Here is an 18,794-nt window from a genome sequence, read left to right on the forward strand (position 1 = left end):
AGACTAGGTGCCGTCCGGTTCGATCTCCAACACGCGCCGGTGCGCGGCGGGTCGGCCGGGAGCCGGATCGGCGGGTGCCGGCACCAGCCCGGCCCGGTGCGCCACGACGACCAATCCGGCGCGATCCCTCACCTGCAGCTTCGACAGGATGCGGCCGACATGGGTGCGGGCCGTCGCGCCGCTCATGTACAGCCGGGCACCGATCTCCTCGTTCCCGGCGCCGGTCCCGACCTCGGCGAGCACCTCGATCTCCCGCTCGGTCAGCCCGGCCAGCACCGAGCGGTCCGCGGCCGGCGCAGCGGTCGCGGCGGCGATGACCCGGGAGGTGACGGCCGGTGCGAGCGTGCCCTGCCCGGTGGCGGCGGCCCGGATCGCCGCCCGCAGCTCGTCCGGGGCGGTGTCCTTCAGCAGGAAGCCGACGGCGCCGGCCCGCAGCGCACCGAACACCAGCTCATCGGTGTCGAAGGTGGTCAGCGCGAGTACCGCGCACGGCAGCCCTGATCCGGCGATCTCCCGGATCGCGGTGACGCCGTCGGTGCCGGGCATCATCAGGTCCATCAGGGCCACATCCGGGCGGTGCTCCCGGATCGCCCGGACGCCCGCGGCACCGTCGGCGGCCTCGGCGACCACGACGATGTCCGCCGACCGGCCGAGTAGCGCGGCGATCCCGGTCCGCACCAGCGGCTGGTCGTCGACCACCACCACTCGGATCGGCGTGCCCGCACCGCCGGTCATCGGCCGACCCCCGCGGGCAGCGGGTCGACCGGTCCAGCCGGATCAGGCAGGGGTACCGGCAGGCTGCAGTCGATCCTGAAGGTGCCCTCCCCGGTCGGGCCGGCGTGGAAGGTCCCGCCGAGCAGGTGTGCCCGCTCCTGCATGCCCACCAGGCCGAACCCGGATCCGGTGCCCGTCGCGCGCGCCGGGCCCGGATCGGTGATCCGCAGCTCGAGCACCCCGCCGACCCGCCGCAACTCCACTTCCGCGGTGGCGGCGGCCGAGTGCCGGACCACGTTGGTCAGCGCCTCCTGGACGATGCGGTGCACGGCGGCACCGACCGCGGCAGGCAGCACACCGGGCCCGGTGTCGACCGAGAGCCGCACCCGGAGTCCACCGGCACCCGCCGTCCCGACCAACTCGTCCAGCCCGTCGATCCCCGGGGTCGGGGCGGTACCGCCGCCCCGGAGCGCCGCGACGGTGCGGCGGACGTCGGCCAGTCCGGCACGGCCCGCCGTGCGGATCTCGCGCACCGCGGTTCTGGCGACCGCCGGGTCGTCGTCGAAGGACTCGAGCGCCAGATCGGCCTGCACGGTGATGGCCGCGAGCGAATGCGCGAGTGCGTCGTGCACCTCGCGGGAGACGGCCTGCCGTTCGGCCCCGATCCTGGCCGCCGTGTCACGCCGGTGGTCCGCCTCGGCCCGCTCCGCCTGCCGACGTGCGTCGGCCCGCAGCCGGCGGCGGGACCGCACGGTGTCCCCCAGTGCCAGCACCGCGACGATCAGCGCCAGTTGCGGGGCGGTGTCGAAGGCGAGCAACTGGGTCGCGTCCTCGCCCTCGGCCAGCCGGACCACCACCGACACCACCAGCATGGCCAGCCCGGTCGCGGCACCCAGCCGCCAGCGACCGACCTCCGCGACGGAGAACAGCGCGCCGGCGATCGGCAGCGCCATGCCGACCGGCGGGTACTGCGCGGTGTAGTAGACGGCGAGCAGTACCAGGGTGGCGGCCAGCACGACCCGCGGCGCGCGGCGGCGCAGCAGCAGCACCGCCCCCAGCAGCAGACAGATCGTGACACCGACGGCGTCCGGCCCGCGGTCCCCGGACTCGACCCGGGCGGCCATGGCCAGCACCAGTACGCCTGACTGCACCACGGCGAAGGCGGCGTCGATCCAGCGCGGTCGCAGGTCCCGGCCGGTCGCGGTCATGCGGTCCAGGATAGGAAGTCCGGCCGGGGTGGGCATCCGCCCACCTGCGTATCCGGTGGGATCGGTGGGTACGCCGACGGGCGTAGGCGGTCGGGTCCCCCGGCGGATCCGCAGCGGCGCCCGCCGCCCGAGACTCGTTCGGGTGGACAGACTCCCACCCTCGCCCCCGACGACCATCCCGAGACCGCCGGTGCCACGCTGGCTCTGGCCGCTGCGGGTGTGCACGACGCTGCTCACCGCCGGTGTCTGGGCCCAGCCGCTGCTGGCCGGGCTGTTCCTCGGCGGCGAGTTCGGGGCGCTGTCCGTCCATGCCCTGCTCGCCGGGCTGCTGGCCCCGCTGGTGCTGGGCACGGTGATCGCCGCGGTGATGGTGGTCCGGCCCGGACGCTTCTCACCGGTGCCGATGGTCGCGTCGGTGCTGCTGCTGATCGGCTACCTCGGCCAGTTCGCCGCCGGCTACGAGCGCAACCTCGGCGTGCACCTGCCGCTCGGGGTGGCGATCGTGGCGTCGGCCACGGTGCTGATGTGCTGGTCCTGGCGGGCCGGCCGGGGTGCACGGCGATGACCGTGTCGAGGCGCCAGTTCCTCGGCGCCGCGGGTGCCGCGCTCGCGGCCGGCGCGGTCGCCGGCCTGCCGTTCCTGCCACTCGGCCCGCAGACCTCCACCGGCACCCTGCTGCGCAGCGACCTCCCGCTGCCACCGCGGTTCACCCTGCCGTTGACGGTGCCGCCGGAGGCCCGGCTGCTCACCGACGGCCCGACCGACGTGTGCGACCTGCGGGTGCGGTCTGCGCCGGCGTCGATCCTGCCCGGGGTGACCACCCGGATCACCGGCTACGACGGCCTGTTCCCCGGTCCGACGATCCGGACCCGGCGCGGCCGCCCGCTGCGGCTGCGCCTGCACAACGACGACGACCGGCCGACCGTGCTGCACCTGCACGGCGGCCGTACCCCGCCCGACTCCGACGGCTATCCCACGGATCTCGTCCGTCCCGGCACCGTGCGCAGCTACGACTTCCCGCTCCGGCAGCGGGCGGCCGGGCTCTGGTACCACGACCACACCATGGACTTCACCGGGCCGCAGGTCTACCGCGGGCTGGCCGGGCACGTCCTGCACACCGATGACGAGGAGGGTGATCTCGGTCTGCCGGCCGGCGAGCAGGAGCTGCCCCTGCTGCTCTGCGACCGGGCCTTCGACGCCGACGGTCAGCTGAAATACCCGGCCCGCAGCAGCGATCCGGCGGTCCCCGGGGTCCAGGAGGCGTTCATGGGCGGGGTGATCGGCGACGTGCTCCTGGTGAACGGGGTGCCGTCGCCGGTGCACGAGGCCGCAGCGGTCCGGTACCGGCTGCGACTCCTCAACGCCTGCAACGCCCGTCGCCTGCAACTGGAGCTCGACCCGCCGCCGCCGGGCGGCGCCGGACTGGTCCGGATCGGCACCGACGGCGGCCTGCTCGGCCACCCGCTGCCCACCGACCGGATCACCCTGGCCTCCGGCGAGAGAGCCGATGTGATCGTCGATCTCGGTCGCTATCCGGTCGGGACGGACGTGGTGCTGCGCAACACCTTCGACCGCGGACCGGCCGGCGAGGTGCTGCTGCTGCGGGTGGTCCGGGCGGGCCGGGACGAGAGCCGGGTACCGGACACGCTGTCCCGCCCGGAGCCCCTGGACCCGGCACGCGCGGAGGCCGTGCGCACCTTCGCCTTCCGGCTGGAGCGCACGACCGGGGGTTCCGCTGCCCGCGACTCGATGGCCCACTCCGGTCACGGCATGGGCGATCCCGGGACCGGTGCACTGGTCTGGACGGTCAACGGCCTGCCGTTCGGCGCCGGCGACGTGGCGACCCCGCGACTCGGTGCCACCGAGATCTGGCGCTTCTCCACGGACCTGCACCACCCGGTGCACCTGCACCTGGCCCACTTCCAGGTGCTGGGCGCCGACGGCCGGGTGGACCCGGACCAGGGCTGGAAGGACACCCTGGACCTGCTGCCGGGCGCCACCGCGCAGGTGGTCGTCCGGTTCGACGGGTACCGCGGCCGGTACGTCCTGCACTGCCACAACCTCGAGCACGAGGACATGGCGATGATGGCCGACTTCACGGTCGTCTGAACATCTTTCCGAACATCAAGGAACGTCAGCGGGCCCGCGGATGACTCGTCGCGTACACCTCGCGCAGCGAGTCCACGGTGACCAGCGTGTAGATCTGCGTGGTGGTGACGGAGGCGTGGCCGAGCAGTTCCTGCACGGTCCGGACGTCGGCGCCGCCCTCGAGCAGGTGGGTGGCGAACGAGTGCCGCAAGGTGTGCGGGGACACCGACGCACCCTCGCCGCCGACCCCGGCGCGGTCCGCGGCATCGGCGAGCACCTGCCAGGCCGACTGCCGGGACAGCCGGCCCCCGCGGACGTTGAGGAACGCGGCGGCGCTGCCCCGCCCCGCCCGGGCCAGGTCGGGGCGGCCGCGCACCAGGTAGGCCGACAGCGCCCGCACCGCGAACGACCCGACCGGGACCACCCGCTCCTTCGATCCCTTGCCGAAAAGGCGCACCAGTCCGGTCTTCTCGGCGTCGATCGCGGCATCCAGGTCCAGCCCGACCGCTTCGGAGATGCGAGCGCCGGTGGCGTAGAGGAACTCCAGCAGCGCCCGGTCCCGCAGCCCGCGTGGGTCCTGGCCCGCCGCCGCGTCGAGGATCGCCGCAACGGTGCCGGTCGGCAGGGCCTTGGGCAGCTTCTTGCCGATCCGCGGCGGGTGCACGTCGCGGGCCGGATCGGTGCCGGTGATCCCCTCGGCCAGCAGGAACCGGTGCCAGCCGCGGACGGCCACCAGGGTGCGGGCCGCCGACGACGCCGCGAGCGGCACGTGCTCCTCGTCGCCCTCCCGGATCGCCTGCAGGAAACCCGACACGTGGGCGGGCAGCACGTCGGTCACCGATCCGACGCCGGCTGACGCCAGGTGCGCGGTGTAGCGCTCCAGGTCGCGCCGGTAGGACAGCAGCGTGTTCCGCGCCGACCCGCGCTCGACCATCAGATGGTCCAGGTAGCCGCGCAGGTGTCGGTCCAGATCCCCGACGGGCCCGGCCGGCACCGGCACCGCGGTCATACCCGGGCCGGGGTCATGGTCAGGCCGTGCCCAACGGCGGGGCGTCACCGACCGGTGCGTCCACCGCGGTCAGCGGTGCGCCGGCACCCCAGCCGGCATCGCCGGGTCGGGCGGTGGCCTCGCCGGACAGCACCATCCGTGCGGCCAGCAGTCCGGCCACCGCGGCGCCGTTGACGATCCGGCCGTCCAGCACCGCCGCCACCGCGTCCGCCAGCGGCACCCGGACGATCTCGAGATCGGCTTCCTCGTCGGCGATCTCGCCCTGCCGCCCGATGTCGGTGAGTCCGGTCGCGAGGTAGATCATCACCACCTCGTCGGTGAACCCGGGCGATGCGGCCATCTCGGCCAGCACCGACCAGTGCGCGGCCGCCAGCCCGGTCTCCTCCGCCAGCTCGCGCTGGACGGCGGCCAGCGGCGCCTCACCGTCGACGTCCATCAGCCCGGCCGGCAGCTCCCACAACCGGCGCCGCAGCGGGTGCCGGAACTGCCGGATCAGCACCACGTCCGGGTTCGGCCCGTCGCCGTCGACCGCGACCACCGCGACGGCGCGGTCGTGCTCGACCACCTCGCGGGCCGCCGTTTGCCCGCCGGGCATCTGCACCTGGTCCACCCGGGCCCGGACCACCCGGCCGTCGAAGGCCCGCCGGGTCGAGACGACCCGGAACAGTTCGTCGATCACGAGTGCGAGCCGGAGGTCACCGCGTCGCCGGAGGTCGCCGGGTTGTCAGCAGCCGCCGCGTCCGGGCCGTCCAGCGGCAGCCGCTCGGACTCCAGGTAGTCCAGCGCGGCCCGGATGAAGGAGAAGAACAGCGGGTGCGGGCGGGTCGGGCGAGACTTGAACTCGGGGTGCGCCTGGGTGGCGATGTAGAACGGGTGCACGTCGCGGTCGAGCTCGACGAACTCCACCAGCGAGCTGTCCGGGGAGATGCCGGAGAGCCGCAGACCGGCCGCCTCCAGCTGGTCCCGGTAGGCGTTGTTGACCTCGTAACGGTGCCGGTGCCGCTCGGACACCGCCACCCCACCGTAGATCTCGGCAGCCAGGCTGCCCTCGCGCAGCTTCGCCGGGTAGGCACCGAGCCGCATGGTGCCGCCCATGTCCTTGGCGCCGGAGACCACATCGGTCTGGTCGGCCATGGTGGCGATCACCGGGTCGGCGGCGTTGACGTCGAACTCGGCGGAGTTGGCGCCGCCGAGGCCGGCCAGGTGCCGGGCCGCCTCGATGACGACGCACTGCAGGCCGAGACAGATGCCCAGCAAAGGGATCCGGTTGACCCGGGCGTGCCGGATCGCGCCGATCTTGCCCTCGATACCGCGCACACCGAAGCCGCCGGGGATCAGGATGCCCTGCACGTCGGCCAGCGCCGCGGCCGCGCCGGCCGCGGTCTCGCAGCTGTCGGAGGGCACCCAGACGATCTCCACCTTGGCCCGGTTGCCGAACCCGCCGGCTCGCAGCGCCTCGGTCACCGACAGGTACGCGTCCGGCAGGTCGATGTACTTGCCGACCAGCGCGATGCGCACCGTCTCCAGCGGGTGGTGGACCCGCTCGAGCAGGTCGCCCCACAGCGTCCAGTCCACGTCCTTGAAGGACAGCCCGAGCCGGCGCACGACGTAGGCGTCCAGGCCCTCGGTGTGCAGCACCTTCGGGATGTCGTAGATCGACGGCGCGTCCGGGGTGGCGACCACCGCCTCGGCGTCCACGTCGCACATCAGCGAGATCTTGCGCTTGAGCGCCTCCGGGATCTCCCGGTCCGAGCGGCAGACCAGCGCGTCGGGCTGGATGCCGATGTTCCGCAGCGCGGCCACCGAATGCTGGGTCGGCTTGGTCTTGAGCTCGCCCGACGGCGCCAGGTACGGGACCAGCGAGACGTGCAGGAAGAAGACGTTGTCCCGGCCCAGGTCGTGCCGGACCTGCCGGGCCGCCTCGAGGAACGGCAGCGACTCGATGTCGCCGACGGTGCCACCGATCTCGGTGATCACGACGTCCGGCGCCACGGCGGGCCCACCGCCCGGATCCCCGGCCGCGCGGACCGCCGCCGACATGGCGATGATCCGTTCCTTGATCTCGTTGGTGATGTGCGGGATGACCTGGACGGTGTCGCCGAGGTATTCGCCGCGGCGCTCGCGGGCGATCACCCGGGAGTAGATCTTGCCGGTGGTGACGTTGGCGTCCGCGGACAGCTCGCGGTCCAGGAACCGCTCGTAGTGCCCGATGTCCAGGTCGGTCTCGGCGCCGTCCTCGGTGACGAAGACCTCACCGTGCTGGAACGGGTTCATCGTGCCCGGATCGACATTGATGTACGGGTCGAGCTTCTGCATGGTGACCCGCAGTCCGCGCGAGGTCAGCAGCCGGCCGAGGCTGGAGGCGGTCAGGCCCTTGCCGAGGGACGAGGCCACACCGCCGGTGACGAAGATGTGCTTGGTCGTGCGCGCCTGCTGCGGCAAGTCTGCTCCCGTGTCATCGCTGCGAGCTGCGAGCGGATGGCACCGGTCGCAGGATCGTCGATCCCCGGCTCACCCGTACGGGAAGGCATCGGATTCCGGATCGCTCCACGGAATTTCACCTTAACAGCAACAGGGCCCGGACGGTGTCGTCCGGGCCCTGCGCGCGCGTCGTGCGGGTGGTGCGTGTGCGTGGTTCGTCCGGTGTGGCCGGTCAGCCGACCGCGAGGGCCGGGATCTGCGCCTGGGCGTTGCCGGCGAAGCCGTAGCGGCCGACGCCGCCGCCGTTCTGCTCGACCAGGCCGAGGACGGTGGCCAGCCGGCCGGAGGCGGTGTCCACGTTGTCGACGGTGGTGACCAGCGAGCTGGCCGCGGTGTCGGCGCGGACCGCGCCCACGGCGCCGTCGGCGGTCTCCGAGCCCTGCCGCCCGGCGAGCACCACGCCGCCCGAGGACGACTTGAGCTGGGCGGCGAAATCGGCCAGCAGGGTCGCCTTGTCGGTCTCCACGCCACCGGTCGCCGGGGCACCGGTGAGCAGCACCACCAGGCGACCGGCGGTGACGGTGCCGGTCGTCTGCAGGAAGCCCGCGGAGGCGAAGGCGGACAGCGCCGCGGTGGCCTCCTCGGCCTTGACCGTGGCCTTGCCGTCCTTGTCGGTCAGCAGCACCGAGCCGAGCAGACCGCCGGCGATCGCACCGGTGTCGGTGGACTCCGGCAGCTTCGCGCCGGCCGGCAGCGACCGGGAGGCGAGCGAGGCCAGTTCCGAGGACCGCGACGGATCGGTGAAGGCCGCGGTCAGCTGGATCTGCGCGGTGACCTTGGCGCCGGAGCGGGCCAGCAGCGACAGGATCGCGTCCCGGTCCGAGGGGTCGGCGTCGCTGGTGGTCAGCAGCACCACGGTGGAATCCGGCAGAGTGCCGCGGACGGCGAGGTTGGCGACGGAACCGGCGAAGGTCTCGTCACCGGTGACCCGCTGGGCGAGCGAGGCGTTCTCGGTGGTGAGCTCGTCCTTCTCGGCCGACAGCGTGGTGGTCTCGCTCTGCAGCCCGCCGAGGATCGGCGAGGAGATCTTGGTGGCGCCCAGCACGATGCCGAGGGCGAGCGCGAGGAACACCGCCGCGAGCGAGACGATGTGGTACCGCATGGAGATCATCTAGAACAGCCCCTTGACCCAGGTGACGAATTCGTTCCACCACTGCTTGACGAGATCGATGTAGGTGCCCGACACGTCGGACAGCAGCAGTGCCGCGGCGACCGCGACGAGGGCGGTGACCGCGAGCAGCGCCACCACCCACCAGGAGATGCGCGCCTTGTAGAGCCGGGCGACCGCGGGCGCCTCGACGATCTTGTTCGCCACCCGCATCCGGACCAGGAAGGTGGACGCGGCGTTGCCCTGCCCGCGGTCCAGCAGGTCGGTGAGCGTGGTGTGCATGCCGGCGGTGACGATCAGCGCGGCGTCGCTGGCGTCGGCCAGCAGCAGCGCGAGGTCCTCGGGGGTGCCGGAGGCCGGGAAGGTGACCGCGCCCAGCGCCAGGTCCTGCAGTCGCTCCAGACCCGGTGCGTGGCCGTCGATGTCGGCCGGGATGACCACCTCGGCACCGCTGCGCAGGGTGTCGTTCCCGATCCGCTCGGGGTTGCCGACGATCACATGCGGCTTGTGACCGGCCTCGCGCAGCGCGTCCGCGCCGCCGTCGACACCGATGAGCACCGGGTGGAAGTCGGAGATGTACTTCTTCAGCGACTTGAGTTCGGCCTTGGTGTCGGCGGACTCGGCGACGATCAGCACCTGCTGACCGGCGATCCGGGTGCTGATGTCCGGGATGCCGACGCCGTCCAGCAGCAGCGAGCGCTCGCGCTTCATGTACTCGATGGCGTTCGCGGCGAACGCCTCGAGCTGCGCGGACATGCCGGCCTTGGCCTCGATCATCAGATCGGCGACGCTGTCCGGCGTCTGCTCGATCCCCTCGGCCACGACCTCCTCGCCGGCGTAGATGGTGCCGCCGTCGATCCGGATCTTCCCGCCGTCCTTCAGCCGGGTGAAGATCTTGTCGCCGACCTCGTCGATCAGGATGATCCCGGAGTTCACCAGGATGTCCGGACCGAGGTTCGGGTAGCGGCCGGAGATCGAGGGTGCGGCGTTGACGACGGCCAGCACATCCGCCTTGACCAGGGCATCGGCCGTCGCGCGGTCGATGTCGATCTGGTCCAGAACGACGATGTCCTTGCTGCCGACCCGGCCGAGCAGGGTGTCACTGCGTCGCGACACCCGTGCGACGCCTGTGACTCCTGGCAACGCGCGTGACTGGCGTGACAGAAGTTTCATGGGACCGATGGTGGCACCAGGAGGCCCCGATTCCGCGCAGCACAGCCCTGACACGCGGAAAGAGTCCGATCACGGAAGGTGATCCGTGATCAGCGGCCGGTCAGCACGCTGGGCCGGTGAGTACAGGGGCCGGGCAGGTCAGTGCGCCGCTGCCTTCTTCCGCGGCGCCCGACGCGCCTGGACGGTGGCCTTCTCCGCCACCGGTGCCGGCAGGTCCGCTGATTCCAGCAGTTCGGCGGCGTGCGCCCGGGCGGTGCTGCCGTCGGTGCCGCCGAGCATCCGGGCCAGCTCGGCCTCCCGGTCTTCGGCAATGACCTCGCGCAGGCTGGAGATGCGGACGGCGCCGTCCTCGGCAGCGTCGACCACGACGTGCCGGTCGGCGAAGGCGGCGACCTGCGCCAGGTGGGTCACCACGATGACCTGGTGCGTCCGGGCGAGTTGCGCCAGCCGCCGGCCGATCTCGGTGGCCGCCCGGCCACCGACCCCGGCGTCCACCTCGTCGAACACCAGGGTGCCGACCGGGTCGGCATCGGCCAGCACGACCTCGACCGCGAGCATCACCCGGGACAACTCACCGCCGGACGCACCCTTGGCGATCGGCAGCTCCGGTGCCCCGGAGTGCGACCGGAGCAGGAACTCCACCGCGTCGATGCCGCCGGACCCGGCGTGGCACCACTGCCCGTCCACCAGCAGCGCGTGCTCGGCGTCGGCGGTGGCCGGCCGCGGGGTGACCGCGACCCGCAGGGTGGCCCGGCCCATGGCCAGGTGCTCCAGCTCGTCGGTGGCCTTCCCGCCGAGCCGTGCGGCCGCCTTCGCCCGGTGGGCCGACAGCACGGTCGCCGCGGTGGCGGTCCGCTCGGCGGTGTCCTGCACCTTCTGCTGCAGGGCCGCCAATGCCTCGTCCGAGCTGTCCAGCAGCTCCAGCTCGCGGTCGGCCTCCGCGCGCCAGGCCAGCACGGCATCGACGTCGGCGCCGTAGCGCCGGGTGAGCGAGCGCAGGGTGGCCTGGCGGGCGAGCATCTGCTCCAGGGCGGCCGGATCGGCGTCGAGCTCGTCGAGGTAGCTGGACAGCTCGAAGCCGACGTCGACCAGCACCGCGGCCGCCTGGTGCAGGCTGGTCGCCCACTCCACCAGCCTGGCCTCGCCCGTGGACTCCAGCTGCTTGCGCGCCGTCTCCAGCAGCTGCACGGCATTGACGTCCTCCACCGCGTCGCCGGACAGCAGGCCGCGGGCGTCGGCGGCGGCGGCGCGCAGCGCGTCGGCATTCTCCAGGCGTTTGATCGCGGCGACCAGTTCGACGTCCTCCCCCGGTTGCGGTGCCACCGCGTCGATCTCGCCGACGCCCATCCGCAGCAGCTGCTCGCGCTGTGCCCGCTCCCGGGCGTGCGCGGTGCGGTCCTGCAGTTCCGCGGTGGCCGCCTGCCACTGCGCACGGGCCGTCCGGTAGCGCTCGAGCAGCGTGTCCGACTGCGCGTACCGGTCGAGCACCGCCCGCTGCCGGCCGGCCTGCAGCAGCGAAATCGCCTCCGACTGACCGTGCACCGCGACCACCGGGTCGGTGATCTCGGTCAGCGTGGACAGCGGCACCGAGCGGCCGCCGGCGTGGGCCCGGGACCGGCCGTCCGCGGTGACCGTGCGGATCAGGATGAAGGAGCCGTCGTCGTCCGGGTGACCGCCGGCGCTCTCCACCACCTGCGCGGCGGTGTGGTCGGGCGCGACCTCGACCCTGGCCTCCACCACGGCGCGGTCGGCGCCCGTCCGCACCCGGCCGGAGTCGGCCCGGCCGCCGGTGATCAGGCCGAGCGCGGTGACCACCATCGTCTTGCCCGCGCCGGTCTCGCCGGTGACCGCCGTCAGCCCTGGATGCGGCAGCAGGACGGCGTCGTCGATGACACCGAGGCCGGAGATGCGGAGTTCGGAGAGCACGGCACCACGCTACCGGGTAGGCGCACGTCCGTTCGAAACGACAGGCCGGACACGGGCGTGTCCCCTCGGCTCTGTGGGTGCGGGTCAGTGCCGCTGCTGGCGCCAGCCGTGAACGGGCAGGGCGAACTTGCGGACGAGCCGGTCGCTGAACGGCTGATCACCGAGCCGGATCATGGTGACCGGCCGATCGCCGCGCCGGACGTGGACCCGGGCACCGCTGGGCACCTCGTGGATCCGCCGGCCGTCGCAGGCCAGGATGGCGCCGTGCCCGTCCGGGTCCAGATGGACGGTGACGGTGGACTCGGGCGACACCACCAGCGGGCGGGCGAACAACGCGTGCGCGTTCGACGGGATGACCAGCAAGGCCTCGACCTCCGGCCAGATGATCGGGCCGCCGGCGGAGAAGGCATAGGCGGTCGACCCGGTGGGCGTCGCGCAGAGCACGCCGTCGCAGCCGAAGGCGGACACCCCGCGACCGTCGACCTCGACCACGACGTCGAGAATCCGTTCCCGGGTGGCCTTCTCGACGCTCACTTCGTTCAGCGCCCAGCACCGCTCGATGATCTCGCCCTCGAACTCGACGGAGATGTCCACGGTCATCCGCACCGTCACACCGCCGGGTTGCAGGTAGTGCCGGTGGATGATCGACTCGACGGCCTCGTCCAGCGTGTCGACGTCGGCCTCGGCGAGGAAGCCGACCCGGCCGAGGTTCACCCCGAGCACCGGGACGCCGAGCGGACGCGCGGCCTCGGCCGCGCGCAGCAGGGTGCCGTCGCCGCCGAGGGCGAGGACGACCTCGACCTCCGCGGCTCGGCCGTTCTCCTGCAGCGCGGTGAGCTCCAGCTCGGCGCTCTCGTCGGCCAGCCCGACCAGACCGATGCCCTCGGCATCCAGCCGCTCCCACACCTTGTGCGCGATCGCGGCGACGTCGGCCCGGCCGGTGTGCGCGACCAGCAGCACCCGGCGGGTCATGCCGGACCTTCCTGCACCGCACGGTCGACGAGTGCCGCGACAGCGTCCGCGTCGACCGGGACGTCCCTGCGGAGGTGGACGAAGAACTCGACGTTGCCGCTGGGGCCGGGCAGCGGCGAGGCGACGACACCCGCGGTCCCCCAGCCGAGTCCGGCCGCGGTCGCGGCCACTCCCCGGACCGTCTCGGCCCGGTGGGCCGGATCCCGGACGACACCGCCGGCACCCAGCCGGTCCTTACCGATCTCGAACTGCGGTTTCACCATCGGCACCAGGTCGCCGTCCGGATCGGTGCAGGCGGTCAGGGCCGGCAGCACCAGCGAGAGCGAGATGAAGGACAGGTCGGCGACCACGAGATCGACGGGCCCGCCGATGGTCTCGGGCATCAGCGTGCGGACGTTGGTGCGCTCGTGCACGTGGACGCGGTCGTCGCTGCGGATCCGCCAGTCCAGCAGGCCGTAGCCGACGTCGACCGCCTCGACCTCGCTGGCACCGCGGCGCAGCAGCACGTCGGTGAACCCGCCGGTGGAGGCGCCCGCGTCGAGGCAGCGCCGCCCTTCGACCCGCACATCGGGGAAGGCGTCGAGGGCGCCGATCAGCTTGTGCGCCCCGCGGGACGCCCAGCCCTCGTCGGTCGGGTCGTCGCGGACCAGCAGCGGAGCACCCGGATCGACCGCGGTGGCCGCCTTGCCGGCGACCTGGCCGTGCACGCTGACCCGCCCGGCGGCGATCAGTTCGGCGGCCTGCTCCCGGGACCGGGCCAGGCCGCGCCGCACCAGCTCCGCATCCAGTCGGGCGCGACGCACGTCAGTGCCCCCGGCCGGGGAGGGGCGGTCCCGGGCGCTCGACCTCGGTGCCGGCGAGGGCCGCCACCAGCGCGACGTGGATCTCGCCGAAGAGCGCGACCTGCTGCCGCGGATCGGCGGTGCCCAGCTCCTGCAGTTTCTGCTCCGCGGTCTCCAGCGGATCCGCCGGGCGCGGCGGAACGACCGGTGCCGCCGGTCGCTGGGGATCCATCGCGTTCGCTCCTCGGTTCAGGTCCGGCCGTGTGCGCTGCCGGGCGGTGCCCACGCTACCCACCGGACCGGCAGATCCGGCGATCAGGCCGGATCGATGCGGGGCGGGATCGGCCGGCGCCCGGGCCGGACCCGGTCGGGTGCCCACGCGCAGGGCGCCCACTCATCGGATCGGCGCCGGTCCGAGCTGGTAGGGCCGGGCGATTCGGGCTCGAGCTGTTCATCCTCGAGCAGTTCATCCTCGAGCAGTTTCAGGCTCGAGCTGTTCCAGGCTCGAGCTGTTCCAGGCTTCAGCTGGTCGGTTCAGGCTCCGGTGGTTGCGAGTCGAGTTGGTCGGCTCGGGCTCGGATGGTTCTGAGGTCGAGTGCTGCTCAGGGGCCCGACAGCCCCAGACGTTGCAGAGTCGCCGCCGCTGACGGGCCGTCGGCCCGGACCGCGGTGATCCCGGATGCCCAGGCCGACCGCGCCAGCGCGGCGAGGGCGCGGAGGTCCGCCGCCGCCTCGCCACCGGACTCGCCGGCGAGGACGAGCACGTCGCCCTGCACCGTGACCGTCCACGGCGACGGATCGTCGACGTCGGCGATCTCGGCGACGAGGCCCTGGTCGAGCAGACCGCGCAGGTCGAAGGCCAGGTGCGTCGGTCGCTGCGCCGGGACCGCTGCCAGGAGGTCGGCCGGTCCCGAGACGCCGGTCAGCACCATCAGTCCCGGCATGCCCGCGGTGACGGCCGCCTCGAGATCGGTGTCCAGCCGGTCGCCGACCACCAGGGGGCGGCTCGCGCCGGCCCGCCGGACGCCCTCGTCGAGCAACGGGCGGTTCGGCTTGCCCGCGACCCTCGGAGTACGTCCGGTCGCGGCCACCAGCGCAGCGACCATCGAGCCGTTACCGGGCAGCAGGCCTCGGTCGGTCGGCAGCGTGGTGTCGGTGTTGCTCGCGACCCAGTCGACGGACGGATCGCGGAGCGCGATGCACGCCTCGGCGAGATCCCGCCACCCGGTGTCCGGGGAGTGGCCCTGGACCACGGCGACCGGCGCATCGGTGGCCAGCCGCACCGGGACCAGTCCGACGTGCGACACGGCGTCCGCAAGTGCCTGTGCACCGACCACCAGGACGGCACTGCCCGCCGGATGGGTCGCAGCCAGCATGGCGGCGGCCACCTCCGGGGAGGTCAGCACATCGGCTGCCGCGGCCGGGACGCCCATGCCGGTCAGGGTCCCGGCGACGTCCGCCGGGCTGCGGGATGCGTTGTTGGTGACGAACATCGGCCGCGCACCGCGCCGGGCAGCCTCGGCCAGCGACTCGGGGACATGCGGGATCACCTGACCACCGAGGTACACGGTGCCGTCGAGATCCAGCAGCAGCACGTCGAACTCGTCGACCAGCGGCTTCCTCATCGGTTGTCGCCGTCGCTGAACAGCGGGCCGAACAGCGACGGCGGTTCCTCCGCCTCAGGAGCTGCGTCGGCGGGCACCTGCTCCTGCGGGGCCGACGCTGCTGACGGCGTTGCCGCCGGGGTTGCGGAAGCAGCCTTCTTCGCCGTGGCCGATGTCTTCGGCGCCGCAGCCTTCTTCGCGGACTTCCGCGCGCCCGATGCCGCCGGGGCGGACTGCTCCGGCGCCGCCTCCCCCGACCCGGAATCGACCACCTCGACTGCGATCTGCGCGTCGGAGGTCTGCTCGTCGAGCCCACCGTCGATGGCAGTAGCGTCGGCTCCGGCTTCGGCAGTGTCGGACCCGGATCCTAGGACAGCGAGATCCACGACATCGGAGGGATCCTCGTCCGCCTCGTCCGCCTCCTCGGCGATCAGCAGATCGACGGCGGGGGTGGCGTCGACCGACACCTCGATCTCGTCGAGATCCTCGTCCTCTTCGGTGTCGTCGTCATCGTCGATGTCATCCGCGACGATGCCGGCCACAGCGGACAGGCCCTCATCGCCCTCGTCGTCGATCACCAGATCACCGGCGGAGGCGTCCGCCGACAACTCGACCTCGCCGAGATCCTCGTCGGTGTCGTCGGTGTCCTCGGCGGTCGGGCCGTCCACGTCCTCGACGTCGCCGTCCTCCTCCTCGTCGGACTCCGGATCGCCGCCGAACAGCTCCTCGGAGTCGACCTCTTCAACGGCCCCGGAGTCGTCGACATCTTCGATGGCCTCGTCGGTGTCGACCGGGCCTTCGAGATCAGCCACGACTTCGGCGTCCTCCGTCGCCGCAGCCACCGCGGCGGCCACCGCCGGTGGGACGACGTCGAGCCCCTCGGCCAGTTCTGTCAGGCGCTCCGCGGCATCGGTCTCGTCCTCGACGTCGACATCGTTGGCCTTGAGGAACCACTCGATCGCCTCGTCACGACGTCCGGCCTGCAGCAACAGGTCCGCGTACGCGTAGTACAGCCGGGCGCTGTAGGGGTGCACGGGATCGGTCCTGATGCCAGAGCTCTCCAGATGCACCAGCGCGGCATCGATCTGACCGAGGTCGGAACGGGCTCCCGCCACGACGATCCGGAGCTCGGCGGCCCCGGCGTCGTCGAGCTCGCCGGCCTGCACGGAACGCGCCAGCTCGATCGCCTTCTCCGGCTGGCCGAGGGCACGTTCGCAGTCGGCCATGACCGCGAGATGACCGGCGCCGCCGCCCATCCGGCGGGCTGCCCGCAGTTCGCTGATGGCCTCGGCCCACTCGCCGGCCCGGTACGCGACCAGACCGACCGTTTCCCGGACCACCGCGATGCGCCCGCCCTTGGACCGGGCGGCGCGAGCATGCTTCCACGCCAGCTCCGGTTCCTCGTCGGCCAGCGTTCCGGCAGCGACCAGGTGCCCGGCGACGAAGGCAGCGCCCTCCTTGCTCAGGCCGCGGAGGTCACGACGCACGTCTGCGTCGAGATCCGCGGTGTCCGCCCATTCCGGGATCTCCGGCCAACGCTCACCGAGTTCCGCCTCCCGCACCCGGGAACCGCGCTCGGGTTCCCGGCGCATCGGGCGACGGTCGTCGTCCTGCCCGCGATCCTGGTAGCCGCCGCGAGCCGGACCACGGTCCTGGTAGCGCGGGCGGTCGTCGCGAGGACGGTCGTCCCGCGGGCGATCACCGTACGAACGAGGGCCGCTCGGACGCTCACCGTACGAACGGGGGGCGCGGTCGCCATAGGAACGCGGTCGGTCCTCCCCGGAGCGTTCCGGCCGCGGGCGGTCGCCGTAGGAACGAGCGCCGTCAGGACGATCACCCCGAGGACCGTCCTGTCGGGCGCGATCCTCCTGCGGGCGGTCACCGTACGACCGCGGACCGGACGAACGGTCACTGCGGGGCCGGTCATCCCGGGAACGGTCGCCGTACGAGCGTCCACCCTGAGGACGGTCACCGTACGAACGCGGACCGGAGGAACGATCCCGATCGCCCTGCGGGCGGTCACCGTACGAACGCGAACCGGAGGCGCGGTCCCGATCGCCCTGCGGGCGGTCACCGTAGGACCGGCTGCCGGCCGGGCGGTCTCCGCCGCGGCGGTCGTCACGAGAGCGGTCATCGCGCGGACGATCCCCGTAAGAGCGCGCCCGATCATCTCGAGGCCGGTCGTCGCGTGGACGATCGGTCCTGGGGCCGCGATCCTCCCAACGGGGACGGTCACCGCTCTGCGGGCGGTCATCCCGGCGCGGCCGGTCGTCCCGGCCACGGAAGTCACCGCGAGGCCGGTCGGCTCCGGTCCGGTCGTCACGGGAGCGCGGCCGTCCGGGGTAGTCGGAGTCGCCACGGGGGCGACCGGCGCCTCGGTCGTCCCGGGGCACCCGGTCGTCGCGAGCACCGAAGGAACGTGCCGGGCGGTCGGAGTTCGACGGGCGGTCGTCGGAAGCTCCGCGCTCCCAGTAGGGGCGACGCGCCTCGGGTCGCGAACCTTCGCCCCGATCAGAGCGGTCCTGCCAGGGTCGCTGCGGACGGTCCGACGAACCACGGCCACCGGACCGGCCGGAGTCGTAGCCCCCGCGGTCCGGCCGTCGGTCTCCTCCCCCGGCACGGTCGTCCCGGCGAGGTCGATCATCCCGCTGCCCACGGTCGAACCCTGCACGGTCAGATCCTGCGCGACCACCGTCGCGACGCGGACGGTCAGGTGCTACCCGATCGCCGTCGCGTCGCGGTCGGTCGTCCGGGCGCGACGGTCGGTCCGACCGCGGCCCCCTGTCGTCGGACCGGGCCGGGCGATCATCGGAACGCTGGGGGCGGTCGAACCAGGATCCGGCGGAGCGGCCGGATCCGAACCCGCCGTCACGGGATCGCGAGTCGCCGGCAGATCGATCCTGGCGCGGGCCGCGATCACCCCTGGCGTCGCGGTCCTGCGGGGGGCGCCCGGAGCGGGCGCCGGTGCCGCGGGCACGATCGTCGCGATCGTCCCGTCGCGGGCGATCCGACCAGGGGCGACGATCAGGACCGTCAGGTGTCGACATGTACTTCCACTCCTTCGGAAGACCACAGCTGGTGAGTGGTCAGGCGGTGCGGTGATGCAGGGGCCGCAGGTTCAGCCGGCGGACGACGCGCACAGGTACTCGACCGCGGCCACGTACCCGTGGGCGCCGAGACCGACGATCACGCCGACCGCGATGGCGGACAGGTACGAGTGGTGCCGGAACTCCTCGCGGCGGTGCACATTGCTCAGGTGCACCTCGACGACAGGAAGATCAGTGAAGGCAAGAGCATCCCGCAGCACAACCGACGTGTGGGTCAGGCCGGCGGCATTGACCACGATGCCGGAGTGGGAGTTCCGCGCCTGCTGCACGCGATCGACCAGCACGCCCTCGTGGTTGCTCTGCACGAACTCCACCGTGCGACCGAACGATGCGGCGCGAGCCCGACACAGCTGTTCGATGCGCTCGAGTGTGTCCGAGCCGTAGATCTCAGGCTCCCGGGTGCCCAGCACATTCAGGTTGGGGCCGTTCACGACCAGGATGGGCAGCGGAGAAACCCCGGGCACCCCGGTCATGACAACCTCCTGAGTCAGCTTCTACGACAGGATCGACGGTACCCATCCGGGCCCGGATATGCGAAAGAGGGGGAACCAACTGGGTTGGTTCCCCCTCTTTCGTGAATGGTTGTCCGGCGGCGTCCTACTCTCCCACCCAGTGGCCCGGG

General features: G+C 72.8%; 16 protein-coding genes. 2 read left to right on the forward strand and 14 right to left on the reverse strand.

Going from position 1 to position 18,794, the window contains the following annotated elements; all coding sequences use genetic code 11:
• Positions 1-3: 3 nt before the first annotated feature.
• Positions 4-735 (reverse strand): response regulator transcription factor, encoded by a 732-nt coding sequence (locus GIS00_RS21955; protein WP_154770548.1) that lies wholly within the window; start codon positions 733-735, stop codon positions 4-6.
• A complete protein-coding gene (locus tag GIS00_RS21960; protein WP_196073402.1) occupies positions 732-1,922 on the reverse strand; it encodes a sensor histidine kinase in 1,191 nt (396 codons plus the stop codon). Before GIS00_RS21960 ends, GIS00_RS21955 begins: the two co-directional genes overlap by 4 nt.
• Positions 1,923-2,112: 190 nt before the next feature.
• On the opposite strand from GIS00_RS21960, the gene GIS00_RS21965 reads away from it, so the two are divergent.
• The gene (locus GIS00_RS21965) at positions 2,113-2,487 is read left to right on the forward strand and encodes a hypothetical protein (RefSeq protein WP_154770550.1); all 375 of its coding nucleotides are present in this window, start codon (positions 2,113-2,115) and stop codon (positions 2,485-2,487) included.
• Positions 2,484-4,031: a multicopper oxidase family protein gene (locus tag GIS00_RS21970; RefSeq protein WP_154770551.1), complete on the forward strand. Its 1,548-nt coding sequence runs from the start codon at positions 2,484-2,486 to the stop codon at positions 4,029-4,031. Before GIS00_RS21965 ends, GIS00_RS21970 begins: the two co-directional genes overlap by 4 nt.
• 25 nt (positions 4,032-4,056) lie before the next feature.
• Here GIS00_RS21970 and GIS00_RS21975 read toward each other — a convergent pair whose 3' ends face one another.
• The 12 genes from GIS00_RS21975 to aroQ all read right to left on the reverse strand — a co-directional run bounded on the left by GIS00_RS21975 (position 4,057) and on the right by aroQ (position 18,645).
• Positions 4,057-5,019: a site-specific tyrosine recombinase XerD gene (locus GIS00_RS21975; RefSeq protein WP_154770552.1), complete on the reverse strand. Its 963-nt coding sequence runs from the start codon at positions 5,017-5,019 to the stop codon at positions 4,057-4,059.
• Between the two features lie 19 nt (positions 5,020-5,038).
• Positions 5,039-5,698: an NUDIX hydrolase gene (locus GIS00_RS21980; protein ID WP_322098290.1), complete on the reverse strand. Its 660-nt coding sequence runs from the start codon at positions 5,696-5,698 to the stop codon at positions 5,039-5,041.
• Positions 5,695-7,461 (reverse strand): CTP synthase, encoded by a 1,767-nt coding sequence (locus tag GIS00_RS21985; RefSeq protein WP_154770553.1) that lies wholly within the window; start codon positions 7,459-7,461, stop codon positions 5,695-5,697. The genes GIS00_RS21980 and GIS00_RS21985 overlap by 4 nt, the downstream gene beginning before the upstream one ends.
• 211 nt (positions 7,462-7,672) lie before the next feature.
• Positions 7,673-8,611 (reverse strand): copper transporter, encoded by a 939-nt coding sequence (locus tag GIS00_RS21990; protein WP_154770554.1) that lies wholly within the window; start codon positions 8,609-8,611, stop codon positions 7,673-7,675.
• Positions 8,612-9,781, reverse strand: a complete 1,170-nt coding sequence (gene steA / locus GIS00_RS21995) for a putative cytokinetic ring protein SteA (protein ID WP_154770555.1) — start codon at positions 9,779-9,781, stop codon at positions 8,612-8,614.
• Between the two features lie 138 nt (positions 9,782-9,919).
• On the reverse strand, positions 9,920-11,707 hold the full coding sequence (recN, locus tag GIS00_RS22000; protein WP_322098292.1) for a DNA repair protein RecN: 1,788 nt from the start codon (positions 11,705-11,707) through the stop codon (positions 9,920-9,922).
• A gap of 84 nt (positions 11,708-11,791) precedes the next feature.
• Entirely contained in the window at positions 11,792-12,679 is an 888-nt protein-coding gene (locus GIS00_RS22005; RefSeq protein WP_154770556.1) for an NAD kinase, read from the reverse strand.
• Positions 12,676-13,482, reverse strand: a complete 807-nt coding sequence (locus GIS00_RS22010; protein ID WP_322098293.1) for a TlyA family RNA methyltransferase — start codon at positions 13,480-13,482, stop codon at positions 12,676-12,678. The genes GIS00_RS22005 and GIS00_RS22010 overlap by 4 nt, the downstream gene beginning before the upstream one ends.
• 1 nt (position 13,483) lies before the next feature.
• Entirely contained in the window at positions 13,484-13,693 is a 210-nt protein-coding gene (locus tag GIS00_RS22015; RefSeq protein WP_154770557.1) for a hypothetical protein, read from the reverse strand.
• 370 nt (positions 13,694-14,063) lie between these two features.
• Positions 14,064-15,086 carry an HAD-IIA family hydrolase gene (locus GIS00_RS22020; protein WP_154770558.1) on the reverse strand — a complete coding sequence of 341 codons (1,023 nt, stop codon included), beginning with the start codon at positions 15,084-15,086 and terminating at the stop codon, positions 14,064-14,066.
• Entirely contained in the window at positions 15,083-16,657 is a 1,575-nt protein-coding gene (locus GIS00_RS27010) for a tetratricopeptide repeat protein (protein WP_196073403.1), read from the reverse strand. Before GIS00_RS27010 ends, GIS00_RS22020 begins: the two co-directional genes overlap by 4 nt.
• Positions 16,658-18,183: 1,526 nt before the next feature.
• Positions 18,184-18,645, reverse strand: a complete 462-nt coding sequence (gene aroQ, locus GIS00_RS22030) for a type II 3-dehydroquinate dehydratase (RefSeq protein WP_154770559.1) — start codon at positions 18,643-18,645, stop codon at positions 18,184-18,186.
• Between the last annotated feature and the right edge of the window lie 149 nt (positions 18,646-18,794).

The sequence above is a fragment of the Nakamurella alba genome, assembly GCF_009707545.1.
In the GTDB taxonomy this organism is placed as follows: Bacteria; Actinomycetota; Actinomycetes; order Mycobacteriales; family Nakamurellaceae; genus Nakamurella; species Nakamurella alba.

What these genes read in the sequence shown, in the direction of transcription:
- GIS00_RS21955 (WP_154770548.1), bottom strand. Translation starts at nt 735, where the DNA reads ATGACCGGCGGTGCGGGCACGCCGATCCGAGTGGTGGTGGTCGACGAC.
- GIS00_RS21960 (WP_196073402.1), bottom strand. Translation starts at nt 1,922, where the DNA reads ATGACCGCGACCGGCCGGGACCTGCGACCGCGCTGGATCGACGCCGCC.
- GIS00_RS21970 (WP_154770551.1), top strand. Translation starts at nt 2,484, where the DNA reads ATGACCGTGTCGAGGCGCCAGTTCCTCGGCGCCGCGGGTGCCGCGCTC.
- GIS00_RS21975 (WP_154770552.1), bottom strand. Translation starts at nt 5,019, where the DNA reads ATGACCGCGGTGCCGGTGCCGGCCGGGCCCGTCGGGGATCTGGACCGA.
- GIS00_RS21990 (WP_154770554.1), bottom strand. Translation starts at nt 8,611, where the DNA reads ATGATCTCCATGCGGTACCACATCGTCTCGCTCGCGGCGGTGTTCCTC.
- steA (WP_154770555.1), bottom strand. Translation starts at nt 9,781, where the DNA reads ATGAAACTTCTGTCACGCCAGTCACGCGCGTTGCCAGGAGTCACAGGC.
- GIS00_RS22005 (WP_154770556.1), bottom strand. Translation starts at nt 12,679, where the DNA reads ATGACCCGCCGGGTGCTGCTGGTCGCGCACACCGGCCGGGCCGACGTC.
- GIS00_RS22015 (WP_154770557.1), bottom strand. Translation starts at nt 13,693, where the DNA reads ATGGATCCCCAGCGACCGGCGGCACCGGTCGTTCCGCCGCGCCCGGCG.
- GIS00_RS22020 (WP_154770558.1), bottom strand. Translation starts at nt 15,086, where the DNA reads ATGAGGAAGCCGCTGGTCGACGAGTTCGACGTGCTGCTGCTGGATCTC.
- GIS00_RS27010 (WP_196073403.1), bottom strand. Translation starts at nt 16,657, where the DNA reads ATGCGCCGGGAACCCGAGCGCGGTTCCCGGGTGCGGGAGGCGGAACTC.
- aroQ (WP_154770559.1), bottom strand. Translation starts at nt 18,645, where the DNA reads ATGACCGGGGTGCCCGGGGTTTCTCCGCTGCCCATCCTGGTCGTGAAC.